The following is a 25,525-nucleotide window of genomic DNA, read 5'->3' as shown; positions in this document are numbered from 1 at the left end:
GAAACGAAGGAGCGCCACCATGGCCGCCACCAAGGAAGAGATCGTCGAGGGTCTCGCCGAGATCGTCAACGAGATCGCCGGCATCCCGACCGAGGACGTCCAGCTGGACAAGTCCTTCACCGACGACCTGGACGTCGACTCGCTGTCCATGGTCGAGGTCGTCGTCGCCGCCGAGGAGCGCTTCGGCGTCAAGATCCCGGACGACGACGTCAAGAACCTCAAGACCGTCGGCGACGCGGTGGACTACATCCTCAACCACCAGGACTGACCGGTCCGCACACCCGTTGAAGCGTTTGTCGCCACCCGCCCCGCGGTGGCGGATGACCGCACTTCCCCTACCAGTGGAGAAATTCCTGTGAACGCGACCCACCACACCGTGGTCGTCACCGGTATCGGCGCAACCACACCGCTGGGTGGCGACAGCGCATCGACGTGGAAGAGCCTGCTCGCCGGCCGCTCCGGGGTCAGGGCCCTGGAGCAGGAGTGGGCGGCCGAACTGCCCGTGAGGATCGCCGCGCGGGCGGCGGTCGACCCGTCCGAGGTCCTGCCCCGTCCGCTCGCCCGCAAGCTGGACCGCTCGGCGCAGTTCGCGCTGATCGCGGCCCGCGAGGCGTGGGCGGACGCCGGCTTCGAGGGCCGCGCCGGGGAGAGCGGACAGGTGGACCCGGGCCGGCTCGGCACCGTCGTCGCCTCCGGCATCGGCGGTGTCACCACCCTGCTCGACCAGTACGACGTGCTCAAGGAGAAGGGCGTACGCCGCGTCTCCCCGCACACCGTGCCGATGCTGATGCCCAACGGCCCCTCGGCCAACGTGGGCCTGGAGGTGGGCGCCCAGGCGGGCGTGCACGCCCCGGTCAGCGCCTGCGCCTCGGGCGCCGAGGCGGTGGGCTACGCCGTGGAGATGATCCGTACCGGACGCGCCGACGTGGTCGTCGCGGGCGGCACCGAGGCTGCGATCCACCCGCTGCCCATCGCGGCGTTCGCCAACATGATGGCGCTGTCGAAGAACGACGGGGACCCGGCGAAGGTCTCGCGCCCCTACGACAGGGCCCGCGACGGCTTCGTGCTCGGCGAGGGCGCGGGCGTCGTCGTGCTGGAGTCGGCCGAGCACGCCGCCCGGCGCGGCGCGAAGGTCTACTGCGAGGTGCTGGGGCAGGGCCTGTCCGCGGACAACCACCACATCGCGCAGCCCGAGCCGGCCGGCCGGGGCATCGCCGACGCCCTGCAGGGCCTGCTGGAGAGCACCGGTCTCAACCCTTCGGAGATCGCGCACCTCAACGCGCACGCCACCTCCACCCCGCAGGGCGACGTCGCCGAGATCAAGGCGCTGCGCAAGGTGCTGGGTTCCGACCTGGACCATGTCGCCATTTCCGCCACCAAGTCCATGACCGGTCATCTGCTGGGTGGCGCGGGCGGTATCGAGACGGTGGCGACGGTGCTGGCGCTGCACCACCGCACGGCGCCGCCGACCATCAACGTCGACGACCTGGACGAGGAGATCGACGCCGACATCGTGACCGGCGGGCCGCGCCCGCTGGGCGAGGGGCCGCTGGTGGCGATCAACAACTCCTTCGGCTTCGGCGGCCACAACGTCGTCGTGGCCTTCCGCACAGCGTGAACGCCGCATGAGCACCGCCCGAGGGGCCCGCCGGACACCGTCCGGCGGGCCCCTCGGGCGTGCGGAGGAGACGGGTTCGGGCGGGGGTGGGTACAGAAGGCGGAGGCCGGGGCCGCGCGGGAGGCCGTGAGCCGTCACCGCGCCCGGGGCGGGGGCGGGCGGGCACCGTCCGGTCCGCCGGGCTCGGTCCTGCGGGGCGCACGGCCGGGGTGGGGCGCACGGGCCGGGCGGGCTCCGGGCCCGGTGGGTACGGCCACGTCGTCGCGCGGCCGCACCGGTGTCAGACCACCTGGTGCAGCCAGCGCACCGGGGCGCCCTCGCCCGCGTAGCGGAAGGGCTCCAGTTCGTCGTCCCAGGGCTTGCCCAGGAGCTTGGAGATCTCGGCTTCCAGCTCGGTCTCGCCGCGCGCGGCCCGGTCCACGGCGGCGCGCAGCCGGTCCTCGGGGATGAGGATGTCGCCGTGCATGCCGGTGACCGCGTGGAAGATGCCCAGTTCGGGGGTGGAGCTGTAGCGCTCGCCCTCCGCTGTGGAGCAGGGCTCGGAGGTCACCTCGAAGCGGAGCATGCGCCAGCCGCGCAGCGCGGAGGCGAGTTTGGAGGCGGTACCCGGCTCGCCCTGCCAGGACAGCTCCGCGCGCCAGGTGCCCGGGGAGGCGGGCTGCTTGATCCAGTCGAGGCCGACGCGCGCGCCGAGCACTCCCGCGACGGCCCATTCGACGTGCGGGCACAGTGCGCGGGGGGCGGAGTGCACGTACAGAACTCCACGTGTCGTCACCGGGACCTCCTGTGTGGTTCGAGTGCGACCTTCCGTGGCGGCCTCGAATCCCTGCCGGCCATGCGCCGGGTCACCGGTCGACATCTTGTCCCATCGGTCACGTGTCTTCCGGCACCCGAAGTTACGAACAGTAAACACTATCCGTGCCGATTCTCCCTAAAAGGGACAGCAAGTGACGCGATGTAATCTGTCAAACGTGTCCGGCGGCCATTTTCGGACCGTCATGGCAAAAGCTACCGTGCCACGGCACCCATGGGGTGACGTACCGTCGGCCGAGGCGGTCAACCCACCCGTCCGAACCATCACCCCACCGGGACACAGGAAGGAACGGGGGCGCACCCGTGCGAGACGACACGCCGTCCGGCCCTCCACCTGCGGTACGTGCCCGCCGCGGAGGACCGCCGCCCGCCGCCTGGGCCGCGGTCGCCGCCACCGTGGCCCTCCTCGTGTTCGCCGTGTCGTGCGGCGGCTTCGGCGGTGGTGCGCCGCACTCCCGGGGCGCGTCCGCCGGTGCCCGCCCCTCCTCCCCGCCTTCTCCCTCCCCTTCTCCCTCGCCCTCGTGGGAGACCGGCCCCGACTCGCTGGCAGCCTTGGGCGACTCCATCACCCGCGCCTTCGACGCCTGCTCGCTGCTGGACGACTGCCCGGAGGCGTCCTGGGCCACCGGCACCTCCCCGGAGGTGGACAGCCTGGCCCGGCGGCTGGGCATCCCCGCCGCCACGACCTGGAACCACGCGCGCTCCGGCGCCCTGATGGCCGAGCTGCCCGCCCAGGCCCGGAAGGCCGCGGCGCACCGGCCCGAGCTGGTCACGGTGCTGATCGGGGCGAACGACGCCTGCCGGCCGACGGTGGAGCGGATGACGCCGGTGGAGGAGTTCCGCGCCGACTTCGCCGAGGCACTGCGCACCCTGCGCCGGGCCTCACCGAAGACCCAGGTGTACGTGGCCGGCGTGCCGGACCTGGAGCGGCTGTGGTCCCTGGGGCGGTCCCACCCGGTGGCCGCGCAGGTGTGGCAGCTGGGCGTCTGCCCGTCGATGCTGGGCGGGGCGCAGGCCTCGGACACCGAGGCGGCAGAGCGGCGGGCGAAGGTGTCGGCGCGGGTGCGGGCGTACAACGCCGCGCTGGCGGATGCCTGCGAGCGCGACACGCGCTGCCGGCACGACGGCGGAGCGGTGCACGAATACCGTTTCACCGCCCGTGAGCTGAGCTCCTGGGACTGGTTCCATCCCGGCCCGGAGGGGCAGCGCGCACTCGCCGAGATCGCGCACCGGCAGGTCACCGCCGCTTCTCCGCCCGCCTGAGCGGCGGAAATCCGCCTCCGCCCCATTGACGCCGACCGGCGCCCGTCATTACATTCGCGCCAGCATTTCGAACGTGTGACGAAATATCGAACGGCAGAGAAGGGCAGCCGCTGTGCGCATCACCGGGATCAGCACGCATGTCGTCGGTACTCCGTGGCGCAATCTGACCTACGTCCAGGTGCACACCGACGAGGGACTCACCGGCGTCGGCGAGACCCGGATGCTCGGTCACACCGACGCCCTGGTCGGCTATCTGCGCGAGGCCGAGGCCAACCACATCGCCGGATCCGACCCCTTCGCGGTCGAGGACCTGGTGCGGCGCATGAAGTACGGCGACTACGGGCGGGCCGGGGAGATCGTGATGTCCGGCATCGCCTGCGTGGAGATGGCCTGCTGGGACATCAAGGGAAAGGCCCTGGGCGTGCCCGTGTGGCAGCTGCTGGGCGGCAGGGTGACCGACCGGGTCAAGGCGTACGCCAACGGCTGGTACACCGTCGAGCGCACCCCGCAGGCGTACCACGAGGCGGCACTGAGAGTCGTCGGGCGCGGCTACCGGGCGCTCAAGCTCGATCCGTTCGGCACCGGCCACTTCGAGCTGGACCACGCCGAGACGCTGCGCTCGGTGGCCCTGGTGGAGGCGGTGCGGGACGCGATCGGGCCGGAGTGCGAGCTGCTGCTGGAGATGCACGGCCGCTTCAGCCCCGCCACGGCCGTCCGTATCGCCCGCGAGGTCGAGCCGTTCCGGCCGAGCTGGCTGGAGGAGCCGGTGCCGCCGGAGAACCTCAAGGCGCTGGCCAAGGTGGCGGAGAAGGTGGACATGCCCATCGCCACCGGCGAGCGCATCCACGACCGCATCGAGTTCCGCGAGTTGTTCGAGTCCCAGGCCGCCGACATCATCCAGCCGGACCTGGGCCACCTCGGCGGCATCCTGGAGACCCGCAAGCTCGCCGCCACCGCCGAGACCCACTACATGCTGGTGGCGCCGCACAACGTGGGCGGCTCGGTGCTGACGGCCGCCTCCCTGCAACTGGCCGGCTGCACGCCGAACTTCAAGATCCTGGAGCACTTCAACGACTTCGCGGACGCCGAGATCAAGAAGGTGGTCAAGGGCGCGCCGGAGGTCGTGGACGGCTACTTCTCCCTCCCCGACGCCCCCGGCCTGGGTGTGGAGCTGGACACCGACGCGGCGGCGGAGTTCCCGCAGCAGCAGGCCCGCTTCGATTTGTGGGCCGAGGGCTGGGAGAAGCGGGATCCGCGCGGAGCCCGGTCGTGAGGCGGGACGCTTGCCGGGGGCTCACGGCGGCCGGGCCGCGCGCCCCGGCCGCGCACCGGTGCGCGGGCACGCCTTCGGAGGCCGGGGATGGCGTGCGGTCCCGTGCGCGCCGGCTTCGCCGGTGCGGCGGGGGACGGTGCGTCACGTACGGCCCGGCAGGGGGCGGCTTTGCGGCGGCCGGCCTCCCGGGCGGTGGTGACACATCCGGGCATCCGGCGCAGAATCCACCGCGAGGGGCGGCCGTCCGTCCCCCGGCGGGCGCCGAGGGCGCCGGCTGTCCGCACGCCGTGGGGAGGAACCGGTGGTGAACACACCCGCGCACACCCCGGCGCCGGACGGCGTCCGCGCCGGCGGACGCGCCGTCCTCGTGGAGCGGCCCGGCGGCCACCGGCTGGTGGAGGCGCCCCGCGGCGAGCCCGGTCCGGGCGAGGTGCGGGTGGCCGTGTACGCGGCGGGCGTCTGCGCCAGCGACCGCGAGGTGTACGCGGGCACCCGTGCCGAGGGCTACGTCCGCTACCCCGTCGTGCCCGGCCACGAGTGGTCCGGCACGGTGGAGGCGGTCGGGCCCGGCGCCGACCCGGCGCTGGTGGGGCGGAAGGTGGTGGGCGAGGGGTTCCGCGCCTGCCTGGTCTGCGACCGCTGCCGCGAGGGTGCCACCAGCCTGTGCACCGGCGGCTACGACGAGACCGGCTTCACCCGGCCCGGCGCCTTCGCAGACTTCCTCGTCCTGCCCGCCCGGCTGCTGCACGTCCTCGACGACCGCGCCGACCTGCGTTCGGCCGCCCTGCTGGAGCCCGCCGCCGTGGTGGCGGCGGCGGTGCTCGCCGGCGGGCCGCGCTCCGGCGAGCGGATCGCCGTGGTCGGGGCGGGCACGCTCGGCCTGCTGGCCGTGCAGTTGCTGGCCGCCGTCTCCCCCGCCGAGCTTCTGGTCGTCGACCCCCGCACCGAACGCGCCGGGCAGGCGCTGCCCATGGGCGCCACCGGGGTGTGCGCACCGCCCGAGACCGCCGGTCTGCGCGGCCGCTACGACCTGGTGGTGGAGACCGCCGGCGCGCCCACCACCGCCCACGACTCCTGCCTGCTGGCCCGGCGCGGCGGGCGGGTGGTGCTGACCGGACTGCCCGGGCCGGGCGCACGGGGCATCGATCCCGTCCATCTGTCCGTCAGCCAGCTCACCGTCCGGTCCGTCTTCGGCGCCCCGCCGGCCGCCTGGGCCCATGCGGTGCGGGCCTTCGGCGCGGGGCTGCTCGCACCCGCGCCCCTGATCACCCACGAGCTGCCGCTGGAGGACTTCGCCACGGCCGTCGCACTGGTCGGCGGCGGCGACCCGGATGTCGGCAAGGTCCTGCTGAAGCCCTGACCCCGCCTTCCCGGCCACCCATGGCCCCGGCCCGCGCCTTCAACCACGAACGACGTACGAGATACCGAACGAGATCGAGTCAGATCGAACCAGGGAGCATCGTGACCGACGCGTCCATCAAACCCTCCGGCCCCCGCCGTCCCGGCGAGGCCGCCCTCGCCTCCCTCGGCCACCCCTGCCCCGACCGGGACCCCTCCGACTCCTCCCCGCACTCCTTCCCCGACGGCGGCACCTGGCGCACCGAGATCCCCTCCGTCGAGGGGCCGGAGGCGCTGGCCACCGTGCTGAAGGAGGCCGAGGCCCTGGACGTCCCCGTCCACCGCATCAGCCAGGGCAGCGGCGTGTGGATGCTCACCGACGCCGAGATCTCCGAGATGGCCGGCGCCTGCGCCGAACGGAACGTGGAGCTGTGCCTGTTCACCGGGCCGCGCGGCACCTGGGACGCCGGCGCCGGCACCCGTACGCCCTCCGGCGGCGCGGGGCTGCGCGCCCGCGGCCACGACGCGCTCGCCGGATGCGTCGAGGACGCCGTACGCGCCACCGAACTCGGTGTGCGCTGCCTGCTGGTGGCCGACGAGGGCGTGCTGTACACACTGCACCGGATGCGGACGCGCGGCGTCCTGCCGGCCGACACCACCCTCAAGGTGTCTGCGCTGATCGGCCCGGTGAACCCGGCCTCGTACGCCGTCTTCGAGCGGCTGGGCGCCGACTCGGTCAACGTGCCCTCCGACCTGACCCTGGAGCACCTGACCGAGATCCGCCGGGTCAGCCGCGCCCCGATGGACTTCTACCTGGAGGCCCCCGACGACCTCGGCGGCTATGTGCGGATGTACGACGCCGCCGAGCTGATCCGGCGCGGGGCACCGGTCTACCTCAAGTTCGGGCTCAGCAAGGCCCCCGCCATCTACCCCTACGGCGCGCACCTGCGCGACGCGACCCTGGACACCGCCCGCGAGCGGGTCCGCCGCGGCAGGCTCGCCCTGGACCTGCTGGCCCGCCTCGGCGCCGGGGAGGGGATGTCCCCGCCCGGCTCCCGTCTGCCCGGCCCCCTCAACCGCTTCCCCGACGAAACCGGGACATCCGCAGAACCAGGAACATCCGCCGACGCCGCCACGTCCGAAGGGAACTGACCGCCATGCACGACCACAGCCGCCGCACCCGTACCCGCACCCGCACCCGCACCCGCACCCGCAGCCTCACAGCCGTCGTCGGCGCCTGCGCCGCCCTCGCCCTGTCCCTCACCGCCTGCGGCCAGAACTCCGACGGCGGCGGGAACGGCGGCGGCGCCGAGGGAGGCACCATCGGCATCGCCATGCCCACCAAGTCCTCCGAACGGTGGATAGCCGACGGCGAGAACATGGTGGAGCGGTTCGAGGCCGCCGGTTACGAGGCCGATCTGCAGTACGGCGACGACAAGGTGGAGAACCAGGTCGCGCAGATCGAGAACATGATCTCCAAAGGACACAAGGCCCTGGTGATCGCCGCCATCGACGGCTCCTCGCTCACCAACGTCCTCGGCCGGGCCGAGGAGGCCGGCATCCCCGTCATCGCCTACGACCGCCTCATCCGCGGCACCGGGAGCGTCGACTACTACGCCACCTTCGACAACTTCAAGGTCGGCGAGCTCCAGGCCCGCTACATCGTCGACGCCCTGAAGCTGGAGGAGGACGGCGGGGGCGCGGACGAGAAGTCCAACCTGGAGCTGTTCGCCGGGTCGCCAGACGACAACAACACCGGCTTCTTCTTCAGGGGCGCGATGAGTGTCCTCAAGCCCCACATCGACGACAAGCGGCTGGTCGTGCGCAGCGGCCAGACCGAGATGAACCAGGTCACCACCCTGCGCTGGGACGGCGGCACCGCCCAGAAGCGCATGGACGACCTGCTCAGCCGCTACTACGGCAGCGAGCGCGTGGACGCGGTCCTCTCCCCCTACGACGGCATCTCCATCGGTGTCATCTCCGCGCTCAAGAGCGCCGGTTACGGCACGAAGGCCAAGCCCTACCCCGTCGTCACCGGCCAGGACGCCGAGCTGGCGTCCATCAAGTCGATCATCGCCGGCCAGCAGACCCAGACCGTCTTCAAGGACACCCGCAAGCTCGCCGAGCAGGCCGTGCGGATGACCGACGCCGTGCTGAAGGACGAGAAGCCCGAGGTCAACGACACCGAGTCCTACGACAACGGCGTCAAGACCGTCCCGGCCTACCTGCTGGAGCCGGTCAGCATCGACGAGTCCAACACCGAGCTGCTCGTGGACGAGGGCTACTACACCGCCGACCAGCTCAAGTAGCCCGGTCCCCACTCCCCCAGGAGCAGTCATGAGCAGCGTTCTGGAGATGCGCTCGATCACCAAGACCTTCCCCGGGGTCAGGGCGCTGTCCGGGGTCGATCTCACCGTCCGGCCGAAGGAGATCCACGCGGTCTGCGGGGAGAACGGGGCCGGCAAGTCGACGCTGATGAAAGTGCTCAGCGGCGTCCATCCGCACGGCAGCTACGAGGGGGAGATCCTCTTCGAGGGCGAGCCGTGCGCCTTCCGCGACATCCGGGCCAGCGAGCGGCGCGGCATCGTCATCATCCACCAGGAACTGGCGCTGGTGCCCTACCTGTCCATCGCCGAGAACATCTTCCTGGGCAACGAGCACGCCCTGCGCGGTGTCGTGCGCTGGGGGGAGACCGTCCGCCGCGCCGCCGAGCTGATGCGGCGGGTCGGGCTGCGCGAGAGCCCGCACACCCGCGTCGCCGACATCGGCGTGGGCAAGCAGCAGCTGGTGGAGATCGCCAAGGCACTGGCCAAGAGGGTGCGGCTGCTGATCCTGGACGAGCCGACCGCCGCCCTCAACGACGAGGACAGCGCCAAACTGCTGGGTCTCATCGGGGAGCTGCGCTCCCAGGGCGTCGCCTGCGTCCTCATCTCCCACAAGCTGGGCGAGATCCGCGAGGTGGCGGACACCGTCACCGTCCTGCGCGACGGGCGGACGGTCGAGACGCTCGCCGTCCGCCCCTCCCCCGGCGCCCCCGCCGAGGTCTCGGAGGACCGGATCATCCGCGGCATGGTCGGCCGCGACCTGGACAGCCGCTTCCCGCCGCGCACCCGCTACCGGGGGCCGGACGCCGGTCGGGTGGCGCTGGAGATCTCCGGCTGGACGGTCCGCCACCCCGTCGACCACCGGCGCAAGGTCGTCGACGGGGTGTCGCTGAACGTGCGGCGCGGCGAGATCGTCGGTCTCGCCGGCCTGATGGGCGCGGGCCGCACCGAGCTGGCGATGAGCGTCTTCGGACGCTCCTACGGCCTGTACGCGGGCGGCACGGTGCGGATCGACGGGCGGGAGGCCGACACCCGTACCGTGCCGGGGGCGGTCGCCCGCGGCCTGGCGTACGTCACCGAGGACCGCAAGACCTACGGACTGAACCTGATCGACACCGTCAGCCGCAACATCTCCCTGGCCTCGCTGCCGAAGCTGACCCGGGCCGGGGTGGTGGACGAGCACCGGGAGCGGCGGGTCGCCGAGGGCTACCGCGACTCGATGAACATCAAGACCCCGACCGTCTCCGAGCAGGTCGGCCGGCTCAGCGGCGGCAATCAGCAGAAGGTCGTGCTCGGCAGGTGGGTGCACGCCGATCCGGAGGTGCTGATCCTCGACGAGCCCACGCGCGGCGTCGACGTCGGGGCGAAGTACGAGATCTACACCGCCGTCGACCGCCTCGCCGCCCAGGGCAGGGCGGTGCTGCTGATCTCCTCCGAGCTGCCGGAGCTGCTGGGGATGTGCGACCGGATCTACACCATGGCGGCCGGGCGGCTGACCGGCGAGGTGGCGCGCGAGGAGGCGGACCAGGAAGTGCTGATGCGTCATATGACGAGGGACGGAAGCCGAGGCGATCGATGACGACCGAAGAGAGTGTCGCGCGCAAGGGACCGGCGGGCGGGCCCGGCCGGCCGGCCGGGGGCGCCCGCGGCGGTAGGGGCGGCAGCGGTGCCGGGGCGCTACTGCTGCGGACCGTGCGCGCCAACATGCGGCAGTACGGGATGCTCGTCGCGCTGGCGCTGATCGTCGTGCTTTTCCAGATCTGGACCGACGGCAATCTGCTCAAGCCCGTCAACGTCTCCAACATCGTCCAGCAGAACAGCTACATCCTGATCCTGGCCATGGGCATGATGATCGTGATCATCGCGGGTCACATCGATCTGTCCGTCGGCTCGCTGGCCGCCTTCGTCGGGGCCGCGGCGGCCGTGCTGATGGTCCACCACGACTTCTCCTGGCCGGCGGCGCTGGCCTGCTCGCTGCTGATCGGCGCGGCGGCCGGCGCCTGGCAGGGCTTCTGGATCGCCTATGTGGGCATCCCGTCGTTCATCGTGACCCTGGCGGGAATGCTGCTGTTCCGCGGCGGCACCCAGATCCTGCTGGAGGGGCAGTCGCTGGCGCCCTTCCCGCGCGGCTTCCAGAACATCAGCCAGGGCTTCCTGCCCGAGGGCGGTCCGCTGGACAACTACCACGACCTGACGGTGCTCATCGGCGTGGTCGTGGTGGCGGTGGTGCTGTTCCAGGAGTGGCGCGGCCGGCGCCGGCAGCGGGAGTACGAGCTGGAGGTGCTGCCGCTGAGCCTGTTCGTCCTCAAGTGCGTGGCGATCGTGGCGGCGGTGGTGGCGTTCACCCTGACCCTGGCCAGCCACCGGGGCGTCCCGGTGGTGCTGCTGATCATGTGCGGCATCCTGATCGGGCTGGGTTTCGTGATGCGCAACGCCGTCGTCGGCCGCCATGTGTACGCCCTCGGCGGCAACCGGGCCGCCGCCAGGCTGTCGGGCGTGAAGGACAGGCGGGTCACGTTCTGGGTCTTCGTCAACATGGGCGTGCTGGCGGCGCTGGCGGGCTGCGTGTACGCCGCCCGGCTGAACGCGGGCACCCCGCAGGCCGGCATCAACTTCGAGCTGGAGGCGATCGCCGCCGCGTTCATCGGCGGAGCCTCGATGAGCGGCGGTGTGGGTACCGTACTCGGGGCCGTCATCGGCGGCCTGGTGCTCGGCGTGCTCAACAACGGCATGTCCCTGGTGGGTATCGGCACCGACTACCAGCAGGTCATCAAGGGCCTGGTCCTGCTGGCGGCGGTGGGATTCGACGTCTGGAACAAGAGGAAGGTGGGCTCGTGAGCACCAGCAGACGCAGTGTGATCGGCGCGGCCGCCGCGGCCGGTCTGGCAGCGACGGCGACCGCGGGACCGGGCGCCGGGGCCGCACAGGCGAAGCCGGGCGGGCCGGGCGGGCGGCCGTCCGCGCCGCGCCGCGCCCGCTTCGGCGAACTGGCGGACGGCACGGAGGTGGATGTCTGGACCCTGTCGTGCGGGGGCACCCGGCTGCGGGTGCTGTCCTACGGGGGCATCGTGCAGTCCCTGGAGGTGCCCGACCGGCACGGCCGGCCCGCCAACATCTCGCTCGGCTTCTCCGACCCGGCCTCCTACGAGGCCCGCTCTCCCTACTTCGGCGCGCTCATCGGCCGCTACGGCAACCGCATCGCACAAGGCCGCTTCAGCCTGGACGGCAAGGCCTACGAGCTGCCGCGCAACGACGGCGACAACACCCTGCACGGCGGCGACCGGGGCTTCGACAAGCGGATCTGGTCGGTGAAGCCGTTCACCCGGCGCGGCGAGACGGGGCTGGTGCTGACGCGCACCAGCGAGGACGGCGAGATGGGCTTCCCCGGAAGGCTGGAGGTCCGGGTGGAGTACGCGCTGGACCACCGCGGCGACTTCCGCATCGACTACGAGGCCACCACCGACAAGCCCACCGTCGTCAACCTCACCAACCACACCTACTTCAACCTCGCCGGAGAGGGCTCCGGCAGCGTCCTGGATCACGAGCTGGAGCTCGCGGCCTCCCGTTACACGCCGGTGGGCGAGACGCTGATCCCCACCGGCGAGCTGGAGCGGGTGGCGGGCACGCCCTTCGACTTCCGGCGGGCCAAGCCGATCGGGACGGACATCCGCAAGGCGCACCCGCAGATCCTGTACGGGCAGGGCTACGACCACAACCTGGTGCTGGACAAGGGCATCACCGCCGGGCCCGAGCACTTCGCCACCGTCCGCGAGCCGGTCTCGGGCCGGGTGATGCGGATCGCCACCACCGAGCCGGGCGTGCAGTTCTACAGCGGCAACTTCCTCGACGGCACCCTGGAGGGCACCTCGGGGCGGGTCTACCGGCAGGGCGACGGCTTCTGCCTGGAGACCCAGCACTTCCCCGACTCCCCCAACCAGCCGTCATTCCCCACCACCGTGCTGCGGCCGGGGCGCACCTACCGTTCCACCACCGTCCACTCCTTCTCCGCCGAGTAGACCGGACGGCCCGTCGGCCCGTCACACGATCCGGATCATGTTCCACGACATCGGCTCCAGGGTGGCGCGCAGCACCCCGCCGGCCAGCTCCGTGCCCTCCACCCGGCGGGGAGCGACCCTCTCGGGACCGGCCAGGGTGTTGCGGGCCTCGGGATCGGCGTCGGCCAGCACGCTGTGCTCGGCGACCCGCTCCGGTTCCAGCCCGTGCAGGGCGACCTCCAGCGGCATGGCGGCGTGCCTGCCGCGGTTGACCGCGAAGACGGTGACGGCGCCGGTGGCCTCGTCCCGCACCGCGGTGGCGTGCAGCAGCGGTACCTCGCCGTACTTGGCCGTGGTGTACGTGGGCGACTGCACCCGCACCTCCAGCACCCGCCCGCGTCCGTGGCGGGATGCCTGGGCGAAGGGGAAGAAGGTGGTCTGCCGCCAGGCCGGGCCGCCGGGCTCGGTCATGATCGGGGCGATGACGTTGACGAGCTGCGCCAGGCAGGCCACGGCCACCCGGTCGGCGTGGCGCAGCAGGGCGATGAGCAGGGAGCCGAAGACGACGGCGTCGGTGACGGTGTAGTTGTCCTCCAGCAGCCGGGGGGCCTCCTCCCAGTCGGGCGGCGGCTCGGCCTGGAAGCGGCGCTGGTACCAGACGTTCCACTCGTCGAAGGAGAGGCTGATGCGCTTGGGCGACTTCAGCCGGGCCCCGACGTGGTCGCAGGTGGCCACCACGTTCTCGATGAAGGACTCCATGTCCACCGCGGAGGCCAGGAAGGAGTCGCGGTCGCCGTCGGTCTCCTCGTAGTAGGCGTGCAGGGAGATGTGGTCCACCAGGTCGTAGGTCTCGGCCAGGACGGTGGCCTCCCAGGCGGCGAAGGTGTCCATCGCCTGACTTGAGCTGCCGCAGGCGACCAGTTCGAGGGAATCGTCGAGCCGGCGCATGGCGCGGGCGGTCTCGGCGGCCAGCCGGCCGTACTCGGCAGCCGTCTTGTGGCCGGTCTGCCAGGGGCCGTCCATCTCGTTGCCCAGGCACCACAGCCGGATGCCGTAGGGCTCCTTGTCGCCGTGGGCGGCGCGCAGGTCGGACAGGGCGGTGCCGCCGGGGTGGTTGGCGTACTCCAGCAGCTCGCGGGCCTCCGCCACGCCGCGGGTGCCGAGGTTGACGGCCATCATGGGCTCGCCGCCGGCCTTGCGGACGAAGTCGATGTACTCGGCGAGGCCGAAGCGGTTGCTCTCCACCGACCGCCAGGCGGCGTCCAGCCGGCGGGGGCGCTGTTCGGCGGGCCCGACGCCGTCCTCCCAGCGGTATCCGGAGACGAAGTTCCCGCCGGGGTAGCGGATGGCGGTCACGCCCAGTTCGCGGACCAGTTCCAGGACGTCGGTGCGCAGGCCCTGCTCGTCGGCACGGGGGTGCCCGGGCTCGAAGACCCCCGTGTAGACGCAGCGGCCGAGGTGCTCCACGAAGGAGCCGAAGAGCCGGGGGTCGACCTCTCCGACGGTGAAGGCGGGGTCGAGGGTGAACCGGGCCGGATGGGCGGTGCTCATGGGTTCCTTCCGTCGGGGACGGGGTGGGGCCCGGTGGGCCCACCCCGGGTTGAAAGGTTTCAGTAAACTACCGGCCAGCCGCCTTCCCAGCGCATCAGGTTGATGCCGAGGGTGGGCGAGCCGTTGTTGTCGCGGTCGTAGTAGTGGTAGACGAGCAGGTCTCCGTCGACGTCGGACATGACGGACTGGCCGCCGGGGCCGACTACCCGGCCGTGGGTCTCCAGGACGACCGTCCCGCCGTTGTCGCGCATGTCCCTGCCGCTGCGGTCCCGGAACGGTCCGGTGGGGCTGGTGGAGCGGCCGACGCGGATGCTGTAGGTGCTGTCGGTGCCGGCGCAGCACTTGTCGAAGGACGTGAACAGGTAGTAGTGACCGCCCCGCTTGACCAGGGTCGGTCCCTCGATGCCGTTGCTGGTGGGGTTGCGGGCGGCCACGGAGTACAGGGTGCGGTCGCCGGGATGCTGCTTGCCGGTGGACGGGTCGAGCCGGATCGTCTTGATCCCCGTCCACCAGGAGCCGAAGGTCATCCACCACTTGCCGTCGTCGTCGACGAACAGGTTGGGGTCGATGGCGTTGTGGTCCGAGCCCGTGGTGGTGGCGTACACCGGGCCGTGGTCGGTCCAGGTGCCGGGAAGCCCGCTGGGGCTGGTGGCCACGCCGATGGCGGAGTGGCTGGAGCCGAAGGTGGACAGGGAGTAGTACAGCCAGTACCGGCCGCCCTGCCTGGAGACGTCCGGCGCCCAGGGGCTGCGCTCGGGCGAGTACCGGCCCCACCAGGAGGGCGGGCTGGGGAAGGCCGCCCCGGCGTGGGTGAAGTGGACGCGGTCGGTGGAAACGCGCGCCTGGGGGCCGTTGTGGGTGGGGTAGAGGATGTAGCGGCCGTCGTCGAGTCGGACCATCGACGGGTCGTGGACGGAGATGTCGCCGGTCACCCGGCCGGGCCCCGGACAGGCGGAGGCGCTGCCGGGGACGAGGGCCATGAGCGCGCCCAGCAGGGCGGCGGCCAGGGCGGGCAGGGGCCGGCGGGCGGGCAGGCGGAGGGACATGCGGGGGGACGCGCTGTGGGGGGAGGTGCGACTGTTCATCGGACTCCTTCGGGAGTTCTCGGCAACCGGCCGGGGTTCACGGCTTCTTGGGACCTCCTCTCCTTCTCTCCTGCGGGTCGGGGCGGGGCGGAACGGGACGGGACGGGAGGGGAGGGGAGGGCCTTCCGTCACTGGCCGGCCAGCCCCGTGTGGGCGACGCCTCGCACGATCTGCCGCTGGAAGAAGGCGAAGACCAGCAGCAGCGGCAGCCCGGCGATCACCAGCGAGGCCATCACCTGGGCGTAGCGGGCGCCGTAGGTGGACTGGACGTTGACCAGGCCGACCGGCAGCGTCATCGCGTTCGGGTCGGTGGTCACCAGGAACGGCCACAGGAAGTTGTTCCAGGTCTGGAGGAAGGTGAAGATGGCGACGGCGGCCAGGACCGGCCGCGACAGAGGCAGCACGACCGTCCAGAACACCCGCCAGCGCCCGGCGCCGTCGACGTGGGCGGCCTCCTCCAGTTCCCTCGGCACCCCCTCGAAGAACTTCACCAGGATGAACACCATGGCGGGGACGGCGACCTGGGGCAGGATCACGCCCCAGTAGGTGTCGACCAGTCCGAGGGAGACCATCTCGGCGAAGAGCGGGGCGATGAGCACCTGCGGCGGCACCATGATCCCTGCCAGCACGAGCCCGTAGAGCGCCTTCCGGCCGCGGAAGGCGGTGCGTGAGAAGCCGTAGACGGCCATGGCGCAGGCCGCGACGGTCAGCGCGGTCGTCACGACCGAGATGTAGGCCGAGTTGAGCATCCACCGCGCCAGGTCCCCGGATGCCCACACCTTCTCGTAGGCGTCGAAGGTGATCCGCGAGCCGATCCACTCCAGCGAGGTGCGCGTCGTCTCGTTCTCGGGCTTGAGCGAGGTGGCCACCGCCCAGGCCAGCGGCAGCACCCACAGCGCCGCCAGGAGAAGGGCGGCGGCCAGCAGCGCGACGCGGCCCGGAGTCCAGCGCGGCCGCCGGCCGGCCTCGCCGGGGCCGGCGGATCCGGCGCGTCCGGCGGGCGGGGCCGGGGGCGGCGCGGACGGCTCCGCGCCGGGGCCGGCGGAAGATGCGGCCGGGTTCACGGCCTTCGCGGTCGCGCTCACTTGGCGGTCTCCTCACGGAAGCGGCGGGTGATCCGCAGATGGATCAGCGAGACGATCACGATCAGGGCGAAGAAGACGTAGGAGACGGCCGAGGCGTAGCCGATCCGGTAGCCGGTGAAGCCGGCTTCGTAGACGTACTGCAGGATCGGGCGGGTGCTCTCGTCGGGGCCGCCGCCGGTCATGATGTAGACCTGGTCGAAGATCTTCAGCGAGGCGAGGAGCTGGAGGACGACCACCACTGCCGTGGTACGGCCGAGCATCGGCAGGGTGATGTGGACCAGCCGCCGCCAGGCGCCGGCGCCGTCCAGCTCGGCGGCCTCGTACAGATGCCGGGGGGTGGCCTGGAGGGCGGCGAGGTAGAGCAGGAAGTTGAAGCCGACCGTCCACCACACCGTGGTCAGGACGATCGAGAGCATCGCGTAGCGGGTGTCGGTCAGCCAGCCGATCCCGGGATCGAGACCGAGGGAGTTCAGCAGCAGGTCGGCCAGGCCGAAGTCGGACGGGTAGATCATCCACAGCCACAGCAGTCCGACGACGCCCGACGGCAGCAGGAACGGCGCGAACCAGCTCAGCCGCCACAGCCACCGGACCACCCGCAGGTGGTGCGCGAGCAGGGCGAGGACGAGGCCCGTGACGACCAGGGGCACGGTGGACAGCAGGGTGAACCACACCGTGTTCCACAGCGACGACCACACCTCGGGGTCCCGCAGGGCCTCGGCGTAGTTGTCCAGGCCGGTGAACTCGCTGTCGGTGCCGGCGATGTTGTCGTCGCCCAGGCTCATCTTCAGGCCCAGCAGCACCGGCCAGACCAGGAAGAGCGCGTACAGCAGCAGGAAGGGCGCGGTGAAGACCAGGCCGTGCTCGGTCCAGCGGCGGCCCGCCGACAGGGGGCCGGCCCCGGTGCGGGAGGCCGCCCGGCCCGGTGGCACCGGGGTGGTGGGCGCGGTCGCGGTCATGCGTCGCCTCCGAGCGGGTCGGGGGTGTCGAGCAGCGCCTGGAGCCGGGCCCTGGCCTCGTCGAGGGCGCCCTGCGGGGTGCGGGAGCCGGTGAGCACCCCGGAGAGGACCGCGCCGAGTTCGATCCACATGGACGACGCCGATCCCGCGAACCAGGCGGGCGGGTCCAGAACGACGTCTTCGATCACCGACCGGTACTCCGACTGGGGCTCCAGTTCGAGGTAGCCGGGCTTCTCCAGGGTGGGCAGATAGGCGGGGACGTGGCCGCCCTTGGCCCACTCGACGGTGTTCTTCAGCATCCAGGCGACGAAGGCGTGGGCCGCCTCGTCGCTCTCGCCGCCGCGGTCGCGCTGGTGCGGGAGGACGAAGCAGTGGGAGTCGGCCTGGGCTGTGGGGTGCCCGAACAGGTTCGGCACCCGGGTCATGGAGAAGGGCAGACCCAGGTTGGCGAAGGTGCTGACCTCCCATTCGCCGCCCAGGAGGAAGGCGGTCTCCCCGCCGCCGAAGACGCCGACCGTGCCGTTGTAGTCGAGGCGGCGGTGGGCCAGGCCCTCCTCGGTGAGCCGCCGCATGAAGCGCAGCGCCGTCAGGGCTTTGCCGTCGTCGATGGTGATGCGGGTGGCTCTCTCGTCCAGCAGGGTGCCGCCGGTCTGGGAGTAGAGGGTGGAGAACAGCCGCCAGGGCCCGACGGTGCCGGCGCCGAGGGTCTCGACGGCCAGTGCGGGCCTGCCGGTCACCTTTCCGGCGGCACGCAGCGCGGCGGTGAACTCCTCCGTCCCGCGGACCGGTTTCAGTTTCCCGTCCGCTTCGAGCAGTCCGGCCTTCCCGCAGATGTCGGTGTTGTAGTAGAGGACCATCGGGTGGGTGTCGAGCGGGACGGCGTACTGCGCGCCGTCGATCCGGCCGCGCCGCCACAGACCGGCGGGGAAGTCCTTCCGGTCGAGCCCGTGTTCGGCCAGCAGATCGAGGTCGAAGGGGTCGAGCAGCCGGCCGGGGCCGAAGCCGGGCAGTCGCGCCAGGTGCAGGGCGGCGACCTCGGGGGCCCGGCCGCCGGCTCCCGCCATGCCGAGCTTGGTGTAGTACGGGGCGCCCCACTGGAGCGTGGACGCCTGGAGGGCGATCTCGGGGTGCGCGGCGCGGTAGGCGTCCAGCATCGTCTGCATGTTGACGCCGTCGCCGCCGCCGTAGAGGTGCCAGAAGCGCAGCCGGGTGCGGTCCGCACCCACGGCGGTGGGAGCGGCGCACCCCGCGGTGCCCGTGGCCCCGGTGGCCGCCCCGGCGGCGCCGGGGCGGCCTTCTCCGCGCGTACACCGGGCGTGCCGCGAGCGCTTCGCGGCCCACCGGGCGACGCGCCCGACCGCGCCTCAGACGACTTCGAGGACGACCTCGATGTTCCCCTCGGTGGCCCGCGAGTACGGGCACACCTGATGGGCCTTCTTCACCAGCTGGAGAGCCGCCTCCCGGTCCAGGCCCGGTATGGAGGCGGTGAGCTCGACCCTGAGGCCGAAGCCGCCGTCCTCCGCCTTGCCAAGGCCGACCCGCGCGGTCACGGTCGATCCGGAGACATCCGCCTTCTCCCGGCGGGCGACGACGCCGAGCGCGCTCTGGAAGCAGGCGCTGAAACCGGCGGCGAAGAGCTGCTCGGGGTTGGTGCCGTCACCGCTCCCACCCAGCTCCCTGGGCGGATTGACGACGACGTCGAGCCTGCCGTCGTCGGTGGCGACCCGGCCGTCGCGGCCGTTCTCGGCGGTGGCGACGGCGGTGTAGAGAACGTCGTCGGGCTGGACGGGCATACGGATCCTCCTGTGTCGGTCTGCATCGGACTGCGTCGAAGCCTTCTGCGGCCGGTGCTCGGCGCTCTGCCTCCGGCGGGGCAACGGGAAGGGGGGTACGGCCGGGACGCGCGGCCTCAGGGGCGTCCCGGCTCCTTCGACGGGGCGTCAGCCGTCCAGACTGACGACCATCTTCCCGACGTTCTGGCCGCGGAGCATGCCGAGGAAGGCGTCCACCGCGTTCTCGATGCCGTGGACGACCGTCTCGTGGTACTTCAGCTCCCCGGAGCGGATCCAGGCGGAGACCTCCTCGACGAACCGCGGCCGCAGGTCCGAGTGGTCGCCCACGAGCATGCCCTGGATCCTCAGCCGCTTGCCGATGACCATCGCGAGGTTGCGCGGGGCGGCGGGCGGCTCGGTGGCGTTGTACTGGGCGATCATTCCGCAGACCGTGACACGGCCGTGCGTCCTGAGCGAGCCGATCGCAGCCTCCAGATGCTCACCGCCGACGTTGTCGAAGTAGACGTCGATACCGTCGGGCGCGGCCTCCTTCAGCTGCCGCGCCACCGGGCCGTTCCTGTAGTTGAAGGCGGCGTCGAAACCGTACTCCCCGGTGAGGAGGGCGACCTTCTCGTCCGAGCCGGCGCTGCCGACAACGCGGGAGGCCCCCTTGAGCCGGGCGATCTGGCCGACCTGGCTGCCGACCGCGCCCGCCGCACCCGAGACGAAGACGGCGTCGCCCTCCTTGAAGGAGGCCACCTCCAGCAGCCCGGCGTAGGCGGTCAGCCCTGGCATCCCCAGCACCCCGAGATAGGTCGTCAGCGGGGCCAGTCCGGCGGAGACCTTCGCCGCGTGCCTCGCGTCCAGCGTGGCGTACTCGCGCCAGCCCAGGCCGTGCAGCACATGGTCGCCCGGGGCGAACCCCTCGGCCTCGGAGGCGACGACGACACCCACCGCGCCACCGTCCATCGGCCGGTCCAGCTCGAACGGCGGGACGTAGGACCTGACGTCGTCCATCCTGCCGCGCATGTAGGGGTCGACCGAGAGGTGGAGGTTGCGCACCAGGATCTGGCCGGCCCGGGGAGCCCGCACGGGGGCCTCGCGCAGCGCGAACCCCTCCGGCTCCGGCCATCCCTGCGGGCGGGCGGTCAGATGCCACTCACGTCCGGTGGCGGGCAACGTCATGAGAAACGCCTCCATGTACTTCAGACTGTGAAACAACCATCCCCTCGATGTTTCATGTTGTCAAGCAAATCGGTACCCTGGGGCCATGGCCTCCCGTCCCGCCCCCGTCGACCCCCTCACCCTCGAGGTCGTCGAACTGATCGGCTCCGTCGTCGTCCGCTTCCACCAGGAGTACGACGAGGCCGCCGCCAGGCACTCCCTGACCGGAGCGCAGGCGCGGCTGCTCGCCCTGCTCCACCACCAGTGCCTGCCCATGCGGGAGATAGCCCGGCGGCTGAAGTGCGAGCCGTCCAACGTCACGGGCATCGTCGACCGGCTGGAGTCGCGCGGCCTGGTGGAGCGGCGCCCCGACCCGGCCGACCGCCGCGTCAAGCTCGCCGCCGCCACCGAGTCGGGCCACGAGACGGCCGAACGGCTGCGTGCGTCTATGGACTTCGCCAGTGAGCCCCTGGCCGACCTGACGCCGGCCGAACGCGCCCTCCTGCGCGACCTCCTCAGGCGCATGCTGGGCGACGGATACGGCGACGGCCCCCCGGCCACCCCCTCGGACACTCCCGCGGACTGAGCGGCACAGGGCCGGGAACGGGGCCGGACGAGACGAAGGGCCCCGCTCTAGGTGCACCACCACAGGAAGCGCTCGCAGGTGGGCGTCGGCTCCGGCTCGGGTTCCGGCTCGGCCGGAGGCGGCGGCGGATCGGCGGGCCGCGTCTCCTGGGGCGGCTCGGGGGTCTGGGTGGGCTCAGCGGTGGGCTCGGGACTCGTGGTGATGCCGCCGCTCTCGACCGCGGTGGTCGAGGGCTCGGCGGAGGCGGAGGGATCCGGCCTCCTTCTCGCCGTTGGCGCCGTCGTCGAGCTCGTCCCCGCCGCCGTCCGGGGAGACGCCCGGCATGGGCAGCTCCTTCAGCACTCCCTCGGTGGTGAACTCCGCGACGCCGAGGGTGGCGATCCCGGCGCCGAGTATCAGGCCCACGACGGTGGTACGGCGCCACCGCCCCGCCCGCGAGCGTGCCCGGCGGCCGCGCCGGGCGGCCGCGCGCGCCGCCGCCCGGCCCTCGCCGGCCCGCCGTCCGGGCCGCCGTCCTGTTCTCCGTGCGCGCCGGGCCCAACGCGATCACCGCGCCCGCCGTACGCCTCCGCTCCGTACGCGTCGCCGTAGTCGGCGGTGTATCCGCCGTACGCGTCACCGCCACCGTGCGGGCCGGACCCCTGGCCGTACGGATCGGCGAAGGCCCCGGCCGAGGGGTCCACCGGCGCCAGGCCGTGGCTGGGTGTGCCGCAACCCGGGCAGGAGAGGGCGCCGTTGAGATGCCGACGGCATGTGACGCAGTAGGTCATGGAGTCCGCAGGGTACGAGGCTCACCGGAAGAGAAGAAAGCACTCCGTGTGAAGATCCGGTGTCAGCCCGCGAAAGCCGGCTGCGCCAGCCCCTGCCCCGCGTCCGGCAGCACCATCAGCGAACCGGCCAGCGGCTCCGCGCCGGGGTCGGTACCCGTCCGGGCCGTGGTGATGTAGAGGTCCCTCAGACCCGGCCCGCCGAAGGCGCACGAGGTGGTGTTGGAGGCCGGGACGGCGACCGTCCGGTCCAGCCTGCCGTCGGGGGTGTAGCGCCGGACCGCGCCCCCTCCCCACAGGGCGACCCAGACGCAGCCTTCCGCGTCCACCGTCAGACCGTCGGGGAAGCCCGCGCCCTCCTCGATCCGTGCCAGCGCCCGGCGGCCCAGCACCTCGGGGCCGTCGGTGTCGAAGACGTCGATCCGGCGGGTGGGGGTGTCGATGTAGTACATCAGCCTGCCGTCCGGGCTCCAGCCCGTACCGTTGCTGATGCTCACGTCCGTCAGGACCGTGACGGCCGATCCGTCCGGGGCGACGCGGCTGAGCGTGCCCCCGCCCGGGCGCTCGTCGTACGCCATCGTGCCCGCCCACAGCGCGCCGTCGGGGGCGACGGCGGCGTCGTTGCCCCGGCGGCCCGCGACGGGCTCGCGGCGCAGCCAGGAGAACGAGCCGTCCCCGTCGTACAGGCCCACCCCGTCGCGGAGGTTGACCACCAGGCCGCCGCCTGCCCGCGGCTTGGCCGCGCCCACGTGCTGCTCGGTCGCCAGCACCGTGCGGCGGCCGTCGGCCGGGGCGTAGGTGTGCACCCGGCTCGCGAGGATGTCCACCCACACCAGGCGCTCGCGCTCCGCGTCCCAGGTGGGCCCCTCGCCCAGCAGCGCCCCCTGTCGCACCGCGACCTCGAGCCGCGCCGTCTTCCCCGATCCGGCCATGCCGTCCCGCCCCTCTCTTCTCGTCGGCTCTCCTCGCGGGCCGCCCACCGTCCGCCCGCCCCTGCCGGCCCGGCTACGCCGCGCCGCGGTGCCCCAGTCGCACCGACAGCTCGGCCGCACCCTCGACCGCCAGGTTCTCCAGCTCGGCGCGCCGCTCCTCGCTCCACCGGATCATGGGCACCGAGATGCTGAGCGCCGCGACCACCTTCCCCGTGCCGTCCCGGACGGGCGCGGCCACACAGCTCACATCGGGATTGGACTCGCGCCGTTCGACGGCGACGCCGCGCCCGCGGATCTCGGCCAGCGCCTCGCGCAGCTCCTGCGGCGAGGTGATGGAGTTCTCCGTCATGGCCCGCAGCGGCTCGTCGCCGGGGCCGGGAAGGCGCGCGTCCAGCTCGTCCGGGGGCAGCGAGGCCAGCAGCATCTTCCCCACCGAGGTGCAGTGCGCGGGCAGGCGCCGGCCGGCGGCGGAAACCATGCGGACCGCGTGGGTGCTGTCCACCTTGGCGATGTAGATGACGTCCGCGCCCTCCAGAATGGCCACGTGCACGGTCTCGTCGCAGGTCTCGGCGACGCTCCGGGCCACCTGCTGCCCTTCGGCGGCCAGGTCGAGCTGCTCGGCATAGCGGCTCCCGAGCTGGTAGGTGCGCACCCCGAGCCGGTAACGTCCGGGCTGCCCGGGCACGGGTACCAGATACGAGCGCGCGGCCAGGGTGGTCACCAGCTCGTGGACGGTGGTGCGGGGCAGGCCCAGTCTCCGTGTGATCTCCGGCGCCGACAGGATCCCGTCCCCGTCGAGGAAGAGTTCCAGGATGTCGAGCGCCCTGGTCACGGCCGGCACGAGGCGCCCCATGGCAGCCCTCCCCTTCTCCCCTGAGGGCTCCGGGCTCGCCGGCACCCGCAGTCGTTCGAGATTCCGAAGAATGACCGGAATCACGAACACAGGCTAGCCGCAGCCCGAAGCACCCCGCAACGCCCCCTCCTCCCCCGGCACCCGGCCCACGCCCCGCATGGACGGCGCCGCCCGTGGAACCCGCATCCCCATGACGAGCACCGTCGTGGAAGGCCGCACGATCGAGCTGACCAGTCTGGACAGGGTCCTCTACCCCGCCTCGGGCTTCACCAAGGGCGATGTCGTGGACTACTACACCTCCGTCGCCGAGGTGCTCCTGCCCCATCTGCGCGACCGCCCGGTGTCCTTCGTCCGCGCCCCCCGCGGTGTGGAGGCCGAGTCGTTCATGGCCAAGCACGTACCGCCCGGCACACCGGAGTGGGTGACGGTGCGCGAGGTCCACCGCGTCGGTGGGAAGACCGACCGCCAGGTCGTCGTCCAGGACCTGCCGACCCTGCTGTGGGCGGCCAACCTCTCCGCGCTGGAACTGCACACGCCCCAGTGGCGGCTTCCCCACGAGGGGATGGCCGACCGGCTGGTGTTCGACCTCGACCCGGGCGCCCCGGCGACGATCGTCCAGTGCTGCGCGGTCGCCCGCCGGCTGCGCGACCTGCTGGAGCGCGACGGTCTGCCCTCGTACGCCAAGACCTCCGGTTCCAAGGGACTGCACGTGCTCGCCCCGCTGCGGCCCGCCGACTCCGAGGCCGTGGCCGGCTACGCCGGGCGGCTGGCCCACGAGGCGGCCGAGGCCCTGCCGGACCTCGTCGTGGACCAGGTGCCCCGGCGGCTGCGTGAGGGACGCGTCTTCATCGACCACGGCCAGAACCTGTGGACGCGGACCACCGCCGCCCCGTACACCCTGCGCGCACGGCCGAGGCCGACCGTCTCCACCCCGGTGACATGGGACGAGGTCGCCGGCTGCGAACAGCCCGGCGACCTCGTCTTCACGGCCGGCGATCTGGCCCCCCGGCTGGAGAGGCACGGCGATCCGCTCGCTCCCCTCCTGGACCCCTCACGCGCGGGGCGGCTGCCGGACGGCTCCTGACGCGGAGCCGCCGGACGCGCCCCGGGAGCTGACCCCTCAGGCGTTCTCAGGTGTCCTCAGGCGTTGCCGGTGCCCCAGCCGTCGTCGAACGGCGTGCGCTGCTCGACACGGCGGCCGCGCAGCATGCGGACCCTGTCGGACACCGGTCCCGGCACACGGTCGCCCATCCGGTCGGAGACCGTGTTCAGCGCCTTGCCGGCCATCTCCCGCCCGTTGTGCGCGGCGGACTCGTAGGCGTTGCGCACCGCGGGGTTCTCGGCGAACTTCCGGGCCCTCTCGCGCAGCTGCTCGTACTTCTCCCGCCCGGCCCGCGTGCCGAACACGTATCCGACGGCAACTCCTACGACGAACGTGAGCCGGTAGCGCATGGCTCCACCCTTTCTCAGGTCTCTCCCGGCGCACCCCGGCCGCGCGGGTGTGCGCCCTGTCGGTCTGCGGCGGACGTTCCACCGGGTACCCCGAGGCGCGCCGCGAATACCGATTTCAGAGCACCCCCCGGCATGCGCTACTGTATTCCTCGCCAGCGGGGAACGCCCCCGGGAAACCGGAATAGGCACCTCCGAGCAGCAGTCCCCTGTAGCTCAATTGGCAGAGCAGCCGGCTGTTAACCGGCAGGTTACTGGTTCGAGTCCAGTCGGGGGAGCAGGACGAGAAGGGCCCCGCGAGGGGCCCTTCTTCATGTGCCCAGGCGGCCCTGCCGGGCCGCCACCGGGAGGCCTGCTCCGTTCCGGCGACCGGCCTTCGGCCGCGGTGACGGGCCTCACCACCCTCGCCTCACCCCGGCACGGGCGGGAGATCGTATGAGCGGCTATGCTGCGGCAGACGGCGCGCACAGATGTGCGTGGCGCGCCGTCCCGGGGCGGTAGCTCAGCCGGTTAGAGCAGCGGACTCATAATCCGTCGGCCGTGGGTTCGAGTCCCACCCGCCCCACTCTCACTCCTTCCGGGGCGCGGAGCGTCTTCGCCCGGGAGCCGGCTCCGGCCCGCGGTCGCTCTCCTGAGCAGCGGATACGCAGCGGCGTCCGGCTGCCGTAAGACCCCCTGTGCGAAACTTGGCCCCGATTCCA

The 25,525-nt window shown here is 72.3% G+C and carries 25 protein-coding genes and 2 tRNA genes; 14 read left to right on the top strand and 13 right to left on the bottom strand.

Going from position 1 to position 25,525, the window contains the following annotated elements; translation table 11 throughout:
- Positions 1-19: 19 nt before the first annotated feature.
- Both IQ279_RS00190 and IQ279_RS00185 read left to right on the top strand, forming a co-directional pair.
- Positions 20-268 carry an acyl carrier protein gene (locus IQ279_RS00190; RefSeq protein WP_093848993.1) on the top strand — a complete coding sequence of 83 codons (249 nt, stop codon included), beginning with the start codon at positions 20-22 and terminating at the stop codon, positions 266-268.
- Positions 269-355: 87 nt separating this feature from the next.
- Positions 356-1,618 (top strand): beta-ketoacyl-[acyl-carrier-protein] synthase family protein, encoded by a 1,263-nt coding sequence (locus IQ279_RS00185; protein ID WP_206346188.1) that lies wholly within the window; start codon positions 356-358, stop codon positions 1,616-1,618.
- A gap of 280 nt (positions 1,619-1,898) precedes the next feature.
- Here IQ279_RS00185 and IQ279_RS00180 read toward each other — a convergent pair whose 3' ends face one another.
- On the bottom strand, positions 1,899-2,393 hold the full coding sequence (locus IQ279_RS00180) for a DUF3145 domain-containing protein (protein ID WP_206346187.1): 495 nt from the start codon (positions 2,391-2,393) through the stop codon (positions 1,899-1,901).
- Between the two features lie 341 nt (positions 2,394-2,734).
- On the opposite strand from IQ279_RS00180, the gene IQ279_RS00175 reads away from it, so the two are divergent.
- From IQ279_RS00175 to IQ279_RS00140, 8 genes are all read left to right on the top strand, one after another.
- Positions 2,735-3,694 carry an SGNH/GDSL hydrolase family protein gene (locus IQ279_RS00175; protein WP_372445049.1) on the top strand — a complete coding sequence of 320 codons (960 nt, stop codon included), beginning with the start codon at positions 2,735-2,737 and terminating at the stop codon, positions 3,692-3,694.
- A 112-nt stretch (positions 3,695-3,806) separates the two neighbouring features.
- Entirely contained in the window at positions 3,807-4,967 is a 1,161-nt protein-coding gene (locus IQ279_RS00170; RefSeq protein ID WP_206346186.1) for a mandelate racemase/muconate lactonizing enzyme family protein, read from the top strand.
- 304 nt (positions 4,968-5,271) lie between these two features.
- Positions 5,272-6,327, top strand: coding sequence for a zinc-dependent alcohol dehydrogenase (locus IQ279_RS00165; protein ID WP_206346185.1), 1,056 nt, complete (start codon positions 5,272-5,274; stop codon positions 6,325-6,327).
- Positions 6,328-6,428: 101 nt separating this feature from the next.
- Positions 6,429-7,457 carry a hypothetical protein gene (locus IQ279_RS00160; RefSeq protein ID WP_206346184.1) on the top strand — a complete coding sequence of 343 codons (1,029 nt, stop codon included), beginning with the start codon at positions 6,429-6,431 and terminating at the stop codon, positions 7,455-7,457.
- A 5-nt stretch (positions 7,458-7,462) separates the two neighbouring features.
- Entirely contained in the window at positions 7,463-8,614 is a 1,152-nt protein-coding gene (gene chvE / locus IQ279_RS00155; protein ID WP_206346183.1) for a multiple monosaccharide ABC transporter substrate-binding protein, read from the top strand.
- Between the two features lie 28 nt (positions 8,615-8,642).
- Positions 8,643-10,208 carry a multiple monosaccharide ABC transporter ATP-binding protein gene (gene mmsA / locus IQ279_RS00150; protein WP_206346182.1) on the top strand — a complete coding sequence of 522 codons (1,566 nt, stop codon included), beginning with the start codon at positions 8,643-8,645 and terminating at the stop codon, positions 10,206-10,208.
- Positions 10,205-11,467: a multiple monosaccharide ABC transporter permease gene (gene mmsB, locus IQ279_RS00145; protein WP_206346181.1), complete on the top strand. Its 1,263-nt coding sequence runs from the start codon at positions 10,205-10,207 to the stop codon at positions 11,465-11,467. The genes mmsA and mmsB overlap by 4 nt, the downstream gene beginning before the upstream one ends.
- A complete protein-coding gene (locus IQ279_RS00140; protein ID WP_206346180.1) occupies positions 11,464-12,645 on the top strand; it encodes an aldose epimerase family protein in 1,182 nt (393 codons plus the stop codon). Before mmsB ends, IQ279_RS00140 begins: the two co-directional genes overlap by 4 nt.
- Before the next feature lie 21 nt (positions 12,646-12,666).
- Here the strand turns inward: IQ279_RS00140 and arfA are convergent, their stop codons facing one another.
- From arfA to IQ279_RS00105, 7 genes are all read right to left on the bottom strand, one after another.
- On the bottom strand, positions 12,667-14,175 hold the full coding sequence (gene arfA, locus IQ279_RS00135; protein WP_206346179.1) for an arabinosylfuranosidase ArfA: 1,509 nt from the start codon (positions 14,173-14,175) through the stop codon (positions 12,667-12,669).
- Positions 14,176-14,234: 59 nt separating this feature from the next.
- Positions 14,235-15,260, bottom strand: a complete 1,026-nt coding sequence (locus tag IQ279_RS00130) for an arabinan endo-1,5-alpha-L-arabinosidase (protein WP_372445048.1) — start codon at positions 15,258-15,260, stop codon at positions 14,235-14,237.
- Between the two features lie 128 nt (positions 15,261-15,388).
- A complete protein-coding gene (locus tag IQ279_RS00125; protein ID WP_206346620.1) occupies positions 15,389-16,324 on the bottom strand; it encodes a carbohydrate ABC transporter permease in 936 nt (311 codons plus the stop codon).
- Between the two features lie 17 nt (positions 16,325-16,341).
- Positions 16,342-17,301, bottom strand: coding sequence for a carbohydrate ABC transporter permease (locus IQ279_RS00120; RefSeq protein WP_206346178.1), 960 nt, complete (start codon positions 17,299-17,301; stop codon positions 16,342-16,344).
- The gene (locus tag IQ279_RS00115) at positions 17,298-18,527 is read right to left on the bottom strand and encodes an extracellular solute-binding protein (RefSeq protein WP_206346177.1); all 1,230 of its coding nucleotides are present in this window, start codon (positions 18,525-18,527) and stop codon (positions 17,298-17,300) included. The genes IQ279_RS00120 and IQ279_RS00115 overlap by 4 nt, the downstream gene beginning before the upstream one ends.
- Positions 18,528-18,665: 138 nt before the next feature.
- Entirely contained in the window at positions 18,666-19,094 is a 429-nt protein-coding gene (locus tag IQ279_RS00110) for an organic hydroperoxide resistance protein (RefSeq protein ID WP_206346176.1), read from the bottom strand.
- A gap of 147 nt (positions 19,095-19,241) precedes the next feature.
- Positions 19,242-20,258 (bottom strand): NADP-dependent oxidoreductase, encoded by a 1,017-nt coding sequence (locus IQ279_RS00105; RefSeq protein WP_241027370.1) that lies wholly within the window; start codon positions 20,256-20,258, stop codon positions 19,242-19,244.
- Between the two features lie 85 nt (positions 20,259-20,343).
- On the opposite strand from IQ279_RS00105, the gene IQ279_RS00100 reads away from it, so the two are divergent.
- Positions 20,344-20,823, top strand: a complete 480-nt coding sequence (locus tag IQ279_RS00100) for a MarR family winged helix-turn-helix transcriptional regulator (RefSeq protein ID WP_206346174.1) — start codon at positions 20,344-20,346, stop codon at positions 20,821-20,823.
- A 174-nt stretch (positions 20,824-20,997) separates the two neighbouring features.
- On the opposite strand, the gene IQ279_RS00095 is transcribed toward IQ279_RS00100, so the two are convergent.
- From IQ279_RS00095 to IQ279_RS00085, 4 genes are all read right to left on the bottom strand, one after another.
- Complete coding sequence (locus IQ279_RS00095) at positions 20,998-21,228, bottom strand: hypothetical protein (protein WP_206346173.1); 231 nt, start codon at positions 21,226-21,228, stop codon at positions 20,998-21,000.
- Positions 21,219-21,593 carry an SCO2400 family protein gene (locus tag IQ279_RS28915; protein ID WP_443742646.1) on the bottom strand — a complete coding sequence of 125 codons (375 nt, stop codon included), beginning with the start codon at positions 21,591-21,593 and terminating at the stop codon, positions 21,219-21,221. The genes IQ279_RS00095 and IQ279_RS28915 overlap by 10 nt, the downstream gene beginning before the upstream one ends.
- A 62-nt stretch (positions 21,594-21,655) precedes the next feature.
- A complete protein-coding gene (locus IQ279_RS00090) occupies positions 21,656-22,522 on the bottom strand; it encodes an SMP-30/gluconolactonase/LRE family protein (RefSeq protein WP_206346172.1) in 867 nt (288 codons plus the stop codon).
- 73 nt (positions 22,523-22,595) lie between these two features.
- Positions 22,596-23,375, bottom strand: a complete 780-nt coding sequence (locus IQ279_RS00085) for an IclR family transcriptional regulator (RefSeq protein ID WP_206346171.1) — start codon at positions 23,373-23,375, stop codon at positions 22,596-22,598.
- A gap of 190 nt (positions 23,376-23,565) precedes the next feature.
- Between IQ279_RS00085 and ligD the strand changes: the two genes are divergently transcribed.
- On the top strand, positions 23,566-24,459 hold the full coding sequence (ligD, locus tag IQ279_RS00080; protein ID WP_206346170.1) for a non-homologous end-joining DNA ligase: 894 nt from the start codon (positions 23,566-23,568) through the stop codon (positions 24,457-24,459).
- Positions 24,460-24,515: 56 nt separating this feature from the next.
- Here ligD and IQ279_RS00075 read toward each other — a convergent pair whose 3' ends face one another.
- Entirely contained in the window at positions 24,516-24,827 is a 312-nt protein-coding gene (locus IQ279_RS00075; RefSeq protein WP_093849012.1) for a YtxH domain-containing protein, read from the bottom strand.
- Between the two features lie 202 nt (positions 24,828-25,029).
- On the opposite strand from IQ279_RS00075, the gene IQ279_RS00070 reads away from it, so the two are divergent.
- Together IQ279_RS00070 and IQ279_RS00065 are read left to right on the top strand one after the other, a co-directional pair.
- Positions 25,030-25,102, top strand: a tRNA-Asn gene (locus tag IQ279_RS00070).
- Positions 25,103-25,315: 213 nt separating this feature from the next.
- Positions 25,316-25,389 (top strand) — tRNA-Ile (locus tag IQ279_RS00065).
- Positions 25,390-25,525 lie beyond the last annotated feature (136 nt).

The sequence above is a fragment of the Streptomyces verrucosisporus genome (genome assembly GCF_017114865.1).
In the GTDB taxonomy this organism is placed as follows: domain Bacteria; phylum Actinomycetota; class Actinomycetes; order Streptomycetales; family Streptomycetaceae; genus Streptomyces; species Streptomyces fenghuangensis.
This window is presented reverse-complemented; position numbering and strand designations above follow the sequence as displayed.